Source organism: Sphingobacterium puteale (genome assembly GCF_050986225.1).
Classification (GTDB): Bacteria; Bacteroidota; Bacteroidia; order Sphingobacteriales; family Sphingobacteriaceae; genus Sphingobacterium; species Sphingobacterium puteale.
On sequence record NZ_CP158959.1, the window covers coordinates 1057564 to 1071182 of the forward strand.

Sequence of the window (13619 nt, forward strand, 5' to 3'; positions counted from 1 at the left end):
TGTATTTGAAACAAATTTACACAAATAGACACATTTAACTCAATTTGTTGTAACCTTTTCAGAAGTGATAGTGACTAATGTTAAAACTGAATCAAATATTATGGAAAAACAGACAATGGCAGCAGTTGTGGCTGTGGGATTATTTACCTGTATCACACTTTGTGTTTATTTTGTCATGCGTTATCGCAGTACCGCAATCAATATCCCGGGAGAGGAAAGAAGAAGACAGCCGGCCGACTGGCAGAAGCCGGGTATTTTGGTGCTGGGGATAGGTATTGGGCTACTTATTGTTGGGGTAGTGGAAAACTATGTGAGTGCCGGTTTGCCTGATTCACTCGCAGTCGCAATCTTAATTATAGCCGCCGGTGTTGCAATGATTGTAGCGAATAAACTGGATAAAAAACACGATATTTAACCATCCAATGGATGAAATCTATATTCGGAAAGTACTGTCCGGTGATGTGGAATCATACCGGTATTTTATAAAAACGTATCAAGATATGGCTTTTTCTGTTGCGCTTTCCATTGTTAAGCAGGAACATTCGCTGAGGATGTTGTTCAAGATGCTTTTATAAAATGTTATCAGTCGCTGTCCTCATTTAAAGGTAAATCAAAATTTAGCACCTGGTTTTATCGTATCGTTGTTCATATTGCTTTTAATAGCATACGGTATAAGAAATTGACGCTGATCGACTTTGATCTCACAGACCATGATCAGGCTTATGATGAGTCTATACTTGATGCAATTATCGACAATGAGCGAAGAGAAATGATTAATGATGCCCTTGCTATTTTGTCTCCCAAGGAATCTGTCGCCTTACGTCTATTCTACCTGGAGGAACAATCAATGGAAGAAATCCAGGAAATAATGGGTTGGACACTCGCTAATACGAAAGTCATTCTGCATCGGGCCCGAAAAAATATGCAACAGGTATTGAGTCAATTGATTAAAAAATCCGAATATCATGGATAACGAACACAAGAAAATGAAACAGGTCATACAAATGAGCAAAGTAAGCATGCCCTTTGATGACTTCGAACAACGTATTATGGGCAAGATCGCAGATTTAGAAAACGCAAAATCTAAAGCTCTTTCAGATAAAAAATATGCCATTATATTTTTCCTTTTGGGATCAATCTGTGGTATTCTACTCAATAGCTATTGGATGAATAAACTTGAGATGATGGAGATGATGGCCACATACCGCAATTATATAGCGATATTCTCCCAGATTGTTTTTGTGGTATTGATCTGTTTTTTCTGCCTGCAATTGTGGAAATTGATCAAGATACAACGCGATAAAAGCTATCAATAATTCCGAATCTTTTGTGGAATTTATTCGATTGCTGTATCCTGATTATATAACCTTTTTATTTCGTCTCAATTAGCCATAGACCGTTTCAAAATACTTTTTGAGAAATAAAATTAAATTTACTGTAACAAAACATTGGTTTTATCTACTAATGTTATATTGATATTAATATACTATCCAACAATTTTATGAAAATAGTTTTGCATATTCTCTTGTTTTTCGTTTTCGGAGTCCATGGAATAGTGTCCGCACAGTCCAGAATTATTGCCGGAAAAATAAGTGATGTAAAAGATCAGGTCAAGCTATCTGATGCAACAGTCATGTTGCTTACCGCTAAAGATTCCATATTGACAGGTTTTACAAGATCAGATGAAAATGGACTTTTTTCTTTATCAAAGCCAGATACAGGATCCTATTTACTGATCGTAAGTTATCCCAAATATGGCGATTATTATACAGAGATTTCTAAAGATAAAGATTATTCCAAGTTAACTGTGGGGTTGACCAAAACAGCCACTTTATTGGAGGAAGTTATCGTTACCGGTCGAATTCCTATTACAATAAAAGGGGACACCACTGAGTATGATGCTGGTAGTTTTAAAGTGGAAAAAAATGCGAAGGTGGAAGACTTGTTAAAGGTCTTGCCGGGGATCACCGTTGACGCGTCCGGAAAAATTACTGCACAGGGTAAAACTGTCAAAAAGGTATTGGTGGATGGCGAGGAGTTTTTCGGTGATGATCCGACATTGGTGACCCGCAATATTCGATCAGATATGGTTGATAAAGTACAGGTTTATGAAAAGAAATCCGAGCAGGCAGAACGAACGGGTGTAGATGACGGACAGCGCGAACAGACGATTAATGTCAAATTAAAAGATGGTTCCAAAAACGGCATGTTCGGAAAAGCTTTACTCGGAGGCGGTACCAGTGACTATTACATGGGGCAGTTGATGTTAAACAAATTCAAGGGATCTCAAAAGATCTCCGTTTATGGCCTTTTTGGAAATAATGGGACGACAAGCATGAACTGGCAGGATGCACAGAAATATGGTGGTGATTCAGGTGTTTCATACGGGGATGACGGATCCATGTCCTGGTCTAGTTTTACAGATCCTTTTTCAGGGCAGGGCGTAATCGGTATACCCCGTGCGATCAATTCTGGAATCAATTTTTCAGATAAATTCAACAAGGATAAACATAATGTCAATATCAACTATAAATATGGAAGACTAAGCAGTGATGGGGATGATGAGACAATCAGTACGGGGCTGATCAATAATAAGTCAACTAAATCCGTAGATACAGAAAACGATCAGCATCGTGCCAATTTAAAATATGATCTGAATTTTGATTCATTAAATACCTTGACCATCCGAGGCGGAGCTTCCCGCAAAAATCTTTGGTCGGACAACAAACGTGAAGCTTATCAGTTTACCCAGAATATGGATACAACTGTCGCTGAAAACACCCGTGAGACCATCAAGAATACGGTTAACGAGTTGAATTTTAGTACTTATTTTACTCATAAATTTAAGAAAAAAGGGCGTTCCTTTACATTTGACGGCCAATTCAGGCGAAGTGAAATGATAGGAGAAGGTCATTTATACTCAACTGTTGAAAATTATGCTAAAAAGGATTCCGCGGGCCATAGACAGATTGACGGGACAGATCAACGAAAGGAACGCAATAATAAAAATGATGTGCTGGGTGCTTCGGTATCCTATACTGAGCCTCTATCGAAAGTGTGGAATCTTGTTGTCGGAACTGGAATTGAAAGTAGTAATAACTCCTCCCGCGTTGAATCATTTAACAAAGGTGCTGACGGGAAATATGATGATCTGGACAGTCGTTTCAGTAACAATTATGATTTTGATAGACGGAGCAGCAGATATAAATTAGCCATCGTGCATACAACCGATAAGTTGAAGTTTACCGTTGCCAATAATTTAAATAATGATAAACTGAAACAATATAATTATTATAGTCAAGAAGCGCTTTCCAGAAGTTATTTTACTTATAATCCTAATGTGAGTGCTGGATATTCCTTCACGAAGACCAAAGGATTATGGTTGAATTACACGGGAAAGAACCAGTTACCTTCCATGAGTCAGATTCAGCCTATTCTGGATAATTCGGATCAGATCAACCGGTATTTGGGAAATGAAAATTTAAAACCTTCTTTTAGAAACTCCTTAAATATAAATTATAACTCATTTCGGATTTTGACAGGAAGTTATGTTTATGCAGGCGGGAATATCACTTTGGATAAAAATCCGATCACACAAAATATTGATACTGTAAAAGGACTCAATATCTACACCTGGAATAATGTAAAGGGTAAAACAAATACTTCCGTGAATATCTGGTCCGGATACCATTTTAAACTGAGCAAAAAATTGGGTTTGTCCAATTCACCACAGTTTTACCTGAATATGAGTGATAATTATAATCTATTCAACCAGCAATTAAACAAGGTCAACACAACGAATTTCAATTTTACATACAACTTTAAAAGAGATACAAAGACTGGATTGAATTTCGATTTAAACTTCAGCCCACAATATCGCTTAATGAAATCCAGCCTGGAACGTAATACGAATAGTAATGGCTTTGTATTTGGATCGAATGGCAGTGTAGAATATTTTATCAATAAAACCTTTAAAGTATATACGAACTATAGCTATACCTACGAGGCAGCAACGAAGGCTTTTGACGAAAAATTTGAGCAATTCCTGTTGCATCCCGGAGTAAGTAAAAAGTTCCTGAAGAATGAATCTCTGATGTTGGATTTTATGATCAACGATGTACTTAATCAAAATAAAGGTTTTAGCCGTTCGGCATCAACATCAATTTTTACACAGCGACGTTATGATACGATCCGTAGATATTATATGCTCAAGTTATCCTGGGATTTCACAAAAATGTTTTTATAAAATTTAAGATAAATACCATGTTAAAATATATCGTTTTTCTCTTTTTTTGTTGTACAGTTCTAAGTCTCAAGGCGCAGTACACGCTATTCGGAAGGTCCGGGAGCATTTCCTATGATAAAACCATGTACATGAAGAATATTGTGGGTAAAAAGTTTTTGGCAAAGGCTGATGATAAATCAAAAATATTTTTTGAACAGGTATTACCCAAACTTCCTGAAAATGCTGTATTGAAAAAGATCCTAAAATTCAATGCCAATGAAACCTTGTTTGAGCCAGTCAAAGATGATAATCTGGATCAAATGGTTAAGCAATATATCATGATGTTTGCATTGGACTTTGAAGCGATTACGTTGTCCGATATGACGACACGTTCCTTTCAACGATATAATGATATTGTTGGTGAAAAGATCATTGTTGAGGACACGATGAAACGTATTAAATGGAAAATTACTGACGAGTATCGGGAAATCGCGGGATATAATTGCCGGAGAGCCAATGGTCTTACAGCTGATTCGATTTACGTGATCGGCTATTATTGTAACGAGATTCCAATCAGTGGCGGACCTGAGTCCATCAACGGTCTTCCTGGGATGATCTTGGGCTTGGTGGTCCCCAGCCAGCATGTTTCCTATTTTGCCACGAAAGTCGAATTGAGCAACGATGTGATCATGGATAAAAAAAGGTTCGAAAAAAGTAAAGTGAAACGGATGACCAGAAAGACAATGACCGATCAGATTTCGGGCGTTTTGTCACAGCACATGAATAAAGAAACCGTTCAGTTTATCATGGAATTGGGCAATTTGTAAAGACACGTCAAGCATAAATGTGTTTAGTTTGTCAGGCACTCATGTGCCTTACCAAGAAAGGGCTACCCAAGGGTAGCCCTTTCTTGGTAAGAAAAAGTTAAATCTATGTTGATCGGGATAACTTTATTAGAAATTTAGCTGCTATATGATAGGCTAAAAGCTACTTAGTATGTTTATTTTTATATTTTTTTTCATTACATGGTTATTTTTTTTAACCGAAGTAAAAAATAATAGTTGCAAAATTGTAGTTTTGCCTGCTAATACAATTTATCATTATACACCATTCAATAAATTTTATGAAAAGCCTGTGGTTACCACTTTTACTTTTCCTACTTTGCTCCTGCGGAATAGTTCAAGCACAATCCAAAATTGAGGGAAAGATTAACGACGTAAAAGATCAGTTAAAGTTACAAAATGCAACGATCATGTTGTTGACAGCCAGAGATTCGATACTAACGGATTTTACCCGCTCTGATGAAGTCGGAAAATTCTCTTTGGCCAAACCAGATACCGGACAATATATTCTTATCGTTACCTATCCAAAATATGGTGAATTTTATGCAGATATCTTACCGGGGAAGGATTACACAAATTTATCGATTGGACTGACAAGCAGTACAACTTTATTAGAGGAAGTGATTGTAACGGGACGTATCCCTATAACAATTAAAGGCGATACAACGGAATACGATGCTAGAAGTTTCAAGGTGGAGAAAAATGCAAAGGTTGAAGATCTTTTGAAAGTGCTGCCCGGGATCACCGTGGATGCTTCGGGGAAGATTACCGCACAGGGGAAAACGGTCGAAAAGATGCTTGTCGATGGCGAAGAGTTTTTCGGGGATGACCCAAAATTGGTGAGCCGAAATATTCGTTCGGATATGGTCGATAAGATTCAGGTCTATGAGAAGAAATCCGATAAAGCAGAGAAAACCGGTATTGATGATGGAGTACGTACACAGACCATCAATGTAAAATTAAAAGAGGAAGCAAAACGTGGTATATTTGGGAAAGCTGATGCTGGTGTCGGAAATAATAAATTTTACCTTGGCCAAGGCTTTTTGAATTATTTTAATCAATCTTTTCGGCTTTCAACTTATCTGATAGCAAGTAACACCGGAAAAACAGGACTGAATGGTCAAGAGGCATCAAGTATAGGTGGTGATGGTGACGGTTCTGGAAATTTTGAGGGCGAAGGGGTTCCGAAATCCTTAAACACAGGTTTTCTATATTCAGATAAAACAGCGAATAAAAAACATGTATGGCGTATTGATTATAAGTATGGTCAATCGAATGTAGATCTGGACAGAAGTATATTCACAAGAAATGCAGCACGCGATACCATTCTGATCAGCAACAATAATACGGCAGCTTCCAGCGACAGTAAAAAACACAATGTCGGACTGAAATATGAATTTAAAATAGATTCTTTATCGGATCTGACCATTTGGGCTGGTGCGAATAGGAGAAGGGATATTAGCTCCTCAGCAACAATCTCAACGACCTTTAACCAATTTGATCAACAGATTAATGGAAATACCCGAAATTTTAAGAATGATACCGAGGCTGGGCAGTATAATACCTCCGCAATTTATGTGAGGAGATTTAAGAAAAAGGGGCGTTCATTAACATTTAGCTATGCAACATCAGGCAACAAGCAGGACGGAAGACAGCAGCTATATTCCAATCTAAGCTATTACAGGGATGGTGATTCTGTCGGCAGTACGATTTTAGATCAAGAGAAGGTGATTGCAAATAAATCGTTTGCAATAGGGGGAGATGTGTCTTACTCTGAACCCTTATCAAAGAAGCTTATCCTAGCGTTTGAGTACGGCATCAATTTCAACCGCGACAATAACTCGGTAAAATCATCTAACAAAAACCCTGTCACGGGAAAATACGATGATCCGGATGAAGTTTATAGTAACGATTTTTTGTATAAAACCACGAGGAATACCTATAATCTTTCGGTCAACTATAAACCGCTGGAAAAATTTGTTATTAATATCGCAAATAGATTTGAAAATAGTGATTTGTCGCAGTTAAACCGAGCCGATAATGCACATCTGTCCAGGTCCTTTTTTGTTTATAACCCTGTCTTGGATTTAAATTATGAAATTAAAAAAAATAGGTCGATTTCAATGGTGTATAGAGGAACAAATGGATTACCTTCACTCAATCAGATTCAGCCACTACGGTCAAACCTTGACCCGTTGAATGAATATTTAGGAAATGAAAACTTAAAACCATCTTATACCAATGAATTGAATTTAGGTTTTAGATCTTTTTCAATTCTTAAAGGTGAGTTTTATGGTATTTTCATCAATGCTTCCCGTACGAACAAAGCCCTGGTTCAAAATGCAACAATAGATTCTGTGGGTAAGACAACGTTTATCTGGGATAACTTAAATCACAATACCAATAATCAGATTAGCATTAGTCCTATGTATTATGGAATCCTGTGGAAAAAGTATCAATTGAGACACGGTGGAGGACCTACTCTTTCCATTGGTAACAATTATAATTATGTGAACAATGTTTTGGCGAATGCGAAGTTTCAAACTTATTCATTGAATTACGGGCTTCAAAAGTCCACAACAAAAGGTCTAGATTTTGAATTTGAAGTTTCGCCGGGCTATGTCATCCAAAATAATTCAATTGGTAAAATGGAAGACAGTAAAGGTTTTACATTATCTTCTAATGGAAGTCTTAAATATTTCCTTCCGGCCAAATTTGTATTGCGGACAGACTTTAACTATCGATATCAGGCACCGACGGCCGTATATAGTAAAAAGTTCGAACGTTTTGTGTTGAGCCCCGCACTATCGAAAAAGTTTATGAAAGACGAGAAGCTCGAAGCAACCTTTATGGTTAATGACATATTGAATCAAAATATTGGCTTTGAACGGAATCAAAACGGCACGTTGCTTACCGAGCGCCGATTTAATACAATCGGTAGGTATTATATGGTAAAACTAAGCTGGGAAATCAATAAGATGTTAGCTAAATCGAAATAAAATGAGAACGATAAAAAATATAATAACCCTATTTTTAGTCCTATTTTTTGGGAAAACGGTGGTAGGACAATACGCTTATTTCCCTGACCGCGGAACGATTACTTTTGAGAAAACCGTATTTCTTAAAAATTTGATCAAGCGTTATGGAGCCTATTCCAAAGATGAAGAGAACCGTAATGCCTTTAAAGGATTGGGGGAAGCGGCTCCAGAAAATCAAGTGCTGAGAAAGACCTTGAAATTTTCTCCTGATGAAGTGATGTATGAGCATATTGCTGAAGATTATCCTGAAGTCACACAGGGGTTGATGCAAATGGGGATTTTTGAATCCGGAATTAGCAGTTACCAGAATTTGAAAACAAAGGAATTCAAATCCACGTTCGAATTGGGGGGAGAACGGATCGTAATAGCTGATTCGATGCTAAAGATAAAATGGAAAATTACGAACGAGTATCGGGAGATCGCGGGGTATCAATGTCGGCGGGCCAACGGACTTGTGCTTGACTCGATCTATGCTGTAGCATTTTATACGGATCAGATTCCAGTATCTGGCGGACCGTCCGCGTTCAATGGTTTACCGGGAATGATTTTGGGGTTGGCTGTTCCGGAGCTTCACTATAATATGTTCGCAACTAAAGTCGAACTGAGTCCAGTAACGATTTCTTCTGCCAATCTTCTTAAGAAAAAAGACAAACCTTTGAATAGAAAACAGGTTTACGACAAACTAAATGCTGTTGTGGGTGGCTATCTTGGCGTTAAGGTGTACAACCTTGTGATGGGTTGTTATTACTTGTAGCCAGCCCAGATCCCCGAAAACATAAAAAAGGCCCTTCATTTGAAAGGCCTTTTTTATGTAAAAACTCAGGAAAGATTATTTTCCGCCGTTTTTCTTAGCAGTAACTTCGTTACGAATTTCTTGTGCTAAGGTTTTGATGTCTTGTAATCCTTTACGTACACGTGTACCAGCAGCAGAATTACCATTGTTGAAGAACTTGTCTGCATCAGCTTCGATAGAAGCTACTAACTCTTTTAATTTTACGTAGTTTTCCATTTTTTTATAATTATAATTTTAGTTTTTATGGTTTTTCCTAAACACTCCTTAAATATACAAAAACGAATCAAATAGAAAATAAATTTCGTTTTTTTTTATCGAAAAAGCTTAAAAAAAACTATTCAACAATCTTAAGTTCGTCAATAATGTTGGTTGCTCCTGCAAATTTATCAATGATAAATAAAACGTAGCGAATGTCAACTGAAATTGTACGTTGTAACTTATGGTCGAAGATCACATCGCCGGCCATCGCCTCAATATTACCATCAAAAGCTAGGCCAATTAATTCACCATTGCCATTTATTACGGGAGAACCTGAGTTTCCGCCTGTTATGTCATTGTCACTTAGGAAGTTTACTGGTAGATACCCTTTTTTGTCAGCATAACGTCCATAGTCCTTATTTTTGTACAGATCCATCAAACGTTGCGGTAAATCGAACTCTTCATCACCTTTTTTGTACTTCGCGATAGTACCTTTTAAAGTGGTGTAGAAGTTCTTGTCAGCGTCATTTCGCGGGTCTTCTGGTAATCCTTTGATTGAACCATATGAAAGACGCAATGTGCTGTTTGCATCTGGATAGAACTTTCCTTTTGGATTGGAAGCCAATACACCGGCGACGTATTTGCGGTAAGCTCCATCAAACTTGTCTTGCTCAGCTTTTAAGCTCGGATCTTCCTCACGGTATTTACTGATCAAAGCTGAAGATAATTTGTACAAGGGATCGTTTGCCAAAATTTCAGCATTTGGATTCTCTAAATAATTATTCAAACGCTCTGCAGAAGCAAAAATGCTGTTTTTTACGGATTCTTTGATGTAAGCTGTAAAATCATTATTGTTTTTCGCAGCCAATTCAGCAACATAAGGGGCAATATTCCCTGCTTTTTTGGCATATAGGTTCAATTCGTCGATCAATACCTGTTCTTCCAGGGGTAGATACATTTTTTCGTAACCAGCATCGATCGCCGATTTTAGTCGAGGAAGAATACCTTTTCTACGTGCTTCATCACCCGCAGCATAAACTTCTAAGCCGGAACCGATCGTGTAAGGTAGTGTTGCAATCGCACTGGAACGAATCATTCCCATGAGATAGTTGTCATGTCTAGCTTTCTCGTTGGTTGCAGTATAGAAAGCATTGATTGTTTTGATCACGTCCCCGTATTCCGCTTTGTTGGCTGCCTTGTTTGCCCATTTATCAAATTTAACCTCATCTTTAGCTTTTGACGCTGCTGTTTTATGTAAGGTCAACGCGTCAATCATACCTTGACGGTTTTTCCAATAATTGGCGACCTGAGAGTATTTCGACGCATAATTCAACTTAACTGCCTGATCTTGGTCCATGAATTTTTTCATGGCGTCCATGCCCGTTTTGGAGGCCTCTACCCAAGCAGGGTATGCAAATTTTACGTTTTGATTGATTCCACCCGAAGGCATCCAACGATTTGTACGGCCGGGATAACCCAAGATCATTGCAAAATCGCCTTCTTGAATACCTTTTAAGCTTACAGGTAAGAAATGTTTTGGTTTCAACGGAACATTGTCCTGTGCATATTCCGCAGGGTTTCCGTTTCTGTCTGCATAGACACGGAAAATCGAAAAGTCACCTGTGTGACGCGGCCATTCCCAGTTATCTGTGTCTCCGCCGAATTTACCGATGCTATTTGGTGGCGTTCCCACTAAACGTACATCGTTATAATCTTGGTACACAAAATAATAATATTCATTTCCTTGGTAGAAAGATTTTACCTCAACAACATACTTACCATTTTCGCTGTTCTCTTTTTGGATTTTGGCGATCTCAGCAGCGATAATTTTGTTGCGCTCATCTTCAGTCATTTTATTATTGACCAAACTTAAGATGCGTTTCGAAACATCATCCATTCGTACGAAGAAGCGGACAGATAGCGATTTTGGTTTCAATTCCTCGCTTTTTGTTTTTGCCCAGAAACCATTTGTTAAGTGGTCATTTTCTGGTGTGGACAGTTCGGCAATGGCGCCATACCCACAGTGGTGGTTGGTGAATACCAAGCCTTGGTCAGATACAATCTCTGCAGTACATCCACCGTTGAATTGTACGATCGCATCTTTTAAACTCGAGTGGTTAATGCTGTAGATCTCTTCGGCACTTAAACGAAGACCTTTCTTTTGCATATCAGCCTCATTCAGACGCTTTAGATACATTAAAAACCACATTCCCTCATCGGCAAATGCAGCAAAGCTTGTTGTTATCAGCAACAAACACATCCATAATTTTTTCATATCAACCTGATAAAAAGTTTGTTTATACCCTACAAAAATGCTTTAATTATGTTAAAAACCAAAATATTAGACTTTATATTATGCTTTTTCCCAATTTTTATGTCAATTAAAAGTAAATGTGTACGGGAATGTCCTTCAGGGAAAGTCAAATGGACTCTTTTCCTTATCTTTGTAAGATGCAGCAATCATTTGAAAATTTTAAATTCAATAAACAGATCTTAAATGCGATCACAGAAGCAGGTTATGAACAGCCGACTGAGATCCAAGAGAAGGCAATTACACCGATATTGGCGGGGCAAGATGTGATGGGAATAGCCCAGACAGGAACCGGAAAAACGGCTGCATTTGTATTGCCCATGCTGATGAAATTGAAATACGCCCAAGGAATTGATGCGCGAGCCTTGATCTTAACTCCAACCAGAGAATTGGCCATGCAGATTGAAGAGAATATCAGGCTATTTTCTACTTACCTCGATTTACGTTCGGTTGTTTTATATGGCGGATTAGGGCCTAAGACACAGATCGAAACGCTTGAAAAAGGAGTTGATATTATTGTCGCTACACCTGGCCGATTCTTGGATTTATATTTGGAAGGACATATTGTCGTGAAGTCACTCAAGTTTTTGGTGTTGGATGAAGCGGATAAGATGATGGATATGGGCTTCATCAGTAAGATTCACCGTGTATTGGAAATCGTGCCACGTAAACGCCAAAATTTATTGTTTTCGGCGACCATGAGCGAACTTGTTCGTAAGATTGCCGGTGATTTTTTGGCTTTTCCCACTGTAATAGAAGTTTCTGAACAGGCAACGCCGGCTAAAACGGTCAGTCAGGCTTTATATTTTGTTCCCAATCAAAAAACTAAGTTAAATTTACTGCAGCATCTATTGAAAGACGATGAAGCTTTTAGCAGACTGATTGTTTTTTGTAAAACGAAACAAGTTGCGGACAATGTTTTTCATTTCCTGGAACGTAAATATGGCAAAGACGAAGTCCGTGTTATTCATGCCAATAAAGGGCAGAACACACGTATCAACTCAATCAATGCATTTAAGGAAGGGAATATCCGTATCCTTGTTGCAACGGATGTTGCGGCACGGGGACTTGATGTTTCCAATGTAAGCCACGTGATCAATTTCGAAGTGCCTATTGTTATCGAAGACTATGTACATCGTATCGGACGTACAGGCCGGGCATTTAATGAAGGGGATGCGATCACTTTTTGCAATGAGGCCGAGAAATACTATGTACGAAAAATTGAAAAATTGATCAAACAGAGTATTCCGGTATATCCAATTCCAGAGGAGGTTTTCGTGGAGAAGACGCCTTTTCAGGAGAAACAGGATATTGCACGCGATATTGACAACCAAAAGAAAAAAGACAACCCGGATTATCAGGGCGCTTTCCATGAGAAGAAATATGTGATCAAACAAAAGGAAGTACGCGAAGCACAACGTGCCTCAGGCTTTAAGCCGAAGGCTAAAAGCAAAGGGAAGTCCAGTGGGGGAAAATCCACAGGACCAAGCCGTAATTTCAAGAAACGTTAACCAACATGCGGTTTACCCCATTAAATATTGCTAGTGCATGCTTGGTCGCCTGGTTTGTCATGGAAAATCCCAATGACGAAAGGGCACTATTTACATGGGGAGCATTTATAACTTTGATGGTGCTACTGATAGTGGTAGACATTTTGTTTAGAGTACTCATTAAAGAAAATAAGAAAATGTGGATGTTACAGTTGGCATTTTTGGTGTTGGTCTGCGTTGCCAGCCTGATCGTTAAAGTGATATTCAGTTGATATATTTAAAAGTGAAAATTAAAAAATGGAGATAGTGTATAAGCCCTAGGCTGGTTGAGGTAAAATCTCAATACTCAGATCTCAATACTCAGTACTAAGATGAAAAAAGCAGAAATAAAATTACAAGTAGAGCTTGACGAAAACAATGTTCCTGAAAACATCATGTGGTCGTCCACAGACGGGAATAATGCGGAAGAATTACCCGCGAAAGCGATGTTTTTAGCCCTATGGGATTCACATTATAAAAACTCAATGCGTATCGACCTTTGGACAAAAGACATGCCGTACGACGAGATGAAGCGTTTTTTTTACGAAACTTTACAAACTTTAGGCGACTCCTTTATCCGTTCTTCAGGCGGGGATCCCATGGCCGAGAAGGTTATTGGTGACTTGCGCGATTACTGTGCGCATTTCGCAGACAAAATGGAAGTATTAATGCCACAACAATAG

At 38.3% G+C, this 13619-nt stretch carries 12 protein-coding genes; 10 read left to right on the forward strand and 2 right to left on the reverse strand.

From position 1 onward, the window contains the following. The first annotated feature begins 100 nt into the window (after positions 1-100). The 7 genes from ABTV71_RS04365 to ABTV71_RS04395 all read left to right on the forward strand — a co-directional run bounded on the left by ABTV71_RS04365 (position 101) and on the right by ABTV71_RS04395 (position 8859). Positions 101-415, forward strand: coding sequence for a hypothetical protein (locus ABTV71_RS04365; protein ID WP_433902351.1), 315 nt, complete (start codon positions 101-103; stop codon positions 413-415). A gap of 174 nt (positions 416-589) precedes the next feature. Next, a complete protein-coding gene (locus ABTV71_RS04370) occupies positions 590-973 on the forward strand; it encodes an RNA polymerase sigma factor (RefSeq protein WP_433903696.1) in 384 nt (127 codons plus the stop codon). Beyond that, a complete protein-coding gene (locus ABTV71_RS04375; RefSeq protein ID WP_433902352.1) occupies positions 966-1316 on the forward strand; it encodes a hypothetical protein in 351 nt (116 codons plus the stop codon). Before ABTV71_RS04370 ends, ABTV71_RS04375 begins: the two co-directional genes overlap by 8 nt. Positions 1317-1501: 185 nt before the next feature. Continuing rightward, positions 1502-4246: an outer membrane beta-barrel protein gene (locus ABTV71_RS04380; protein WP_433902353.1), complete on the forward strand. Its 2745-nt coding sequence runs from the start codon at positions 1502-1504 to the stop codon at positions 4244-4246. A 17-nt stretch (positions 4247-4263) separates the two neighbouring features. Next, positions 4264-5052, forward strand: coding sequence for a GLPGLI family protein (locus tag ABTV71_RS04385; protein ID WP_121126240.1), 789 nt, complete (start codon positions 4264-4266; stop codon positions 5050-5052). Positions 5053-5348: 296 nt separating this feature from the next. Beyond that, a complete protein-coding gene (locus tag ABTV71_RS04390) occupies positions 5349-8066 on the forward strand; it encodes an outer membrane beta-barrel protein (protein ID WP_433902354.1) in 2718 nt (905 codons plus the stop codon). 1 nt (position 8067) lies between these two features. Further along, on the forward strand, positions 8068-8859 hold the full coding sequence (locus tag ABTV71_RS04395) for a GLPGLI family protein (protein WP_121126242.1): 792 nt from the start codon (positions 8068-8070) through the stop codon (positions 8857-8859). A 75-nt stretch (positions 8860-8934) separates the two neighbouring features. Here the strand turns inward: ABTV71_RS04395 and ABTV71_RS04400 are convergent, their stop codons facing one another. Both ABTV71_RS04400 and ABTV71_RS04405 read right to left on the reverse strand, forming a co-directional pair. Continuing rightward, on the reverse strand, positions 8935-9114 hold the full coding sequence (locus ABTV71_RS04400) for a histone H1 (RefSeq protein ID WP_104384913.1): 180 nt from the start codon (positions 9112-9114) through the stop codon (positions 8935-8937). 118 nt (positions 9115-9232) lie between these two features. Further along, entirely contained in the window at positions 9233-11371 is a 2139-nt protein-coding gene (locus ABTV71_RS04405) for a S46 family peptidase (protein ID WP_433902355.1), read from the reverse strand. Between the two features lie 176 nt (positions 11372-11547). Here ABTV71_RS04405 and ABTV71_RS04410 point away from each other — a divergent pair, with 176 nt between their 5' ends. The 3 genes from ABTV71_RS04410 (at position 11548) to gldC (ending at position 13619) form a co-directional block, all read left to right on the forward strand. Next, the gene (locus tag ABTV71_RS04410; protein WP_121126244.1) at positions 11548-12918 is read left to right on the forward strand and encodes a DEAD/DEAH box helicase; all 1371 of its coding nucleotides are present in this window, start codon (positions 11548-11550) and stop codon (positions 12916-12918) included. A gap of 5 nt (positions 12919-12923) precedes the next feature. After that, positions 12924-13169 carry a hypothetical protein gene (locus ABTV71_RS04415; protein WP_121126245.1) on the forward strand — a complete coding sequence of 82 codons (246 nt, stop codon included), beginning with the start codon at positions 12924-12926 and terminating at the stop codon, positions 13167-13169. Positions 13170-13268: 99 nt separating this feature from the next. Continuing rightward, positions 13269-13619, forward strand: a complete 351-nt coding sequence (gldC, locus tag ABTV71_RS04420) for a gliding motility protein GldC (protein ID WP_088160288.1) — start codon at positions 13269-13271, stop codon at positions 13617-13619.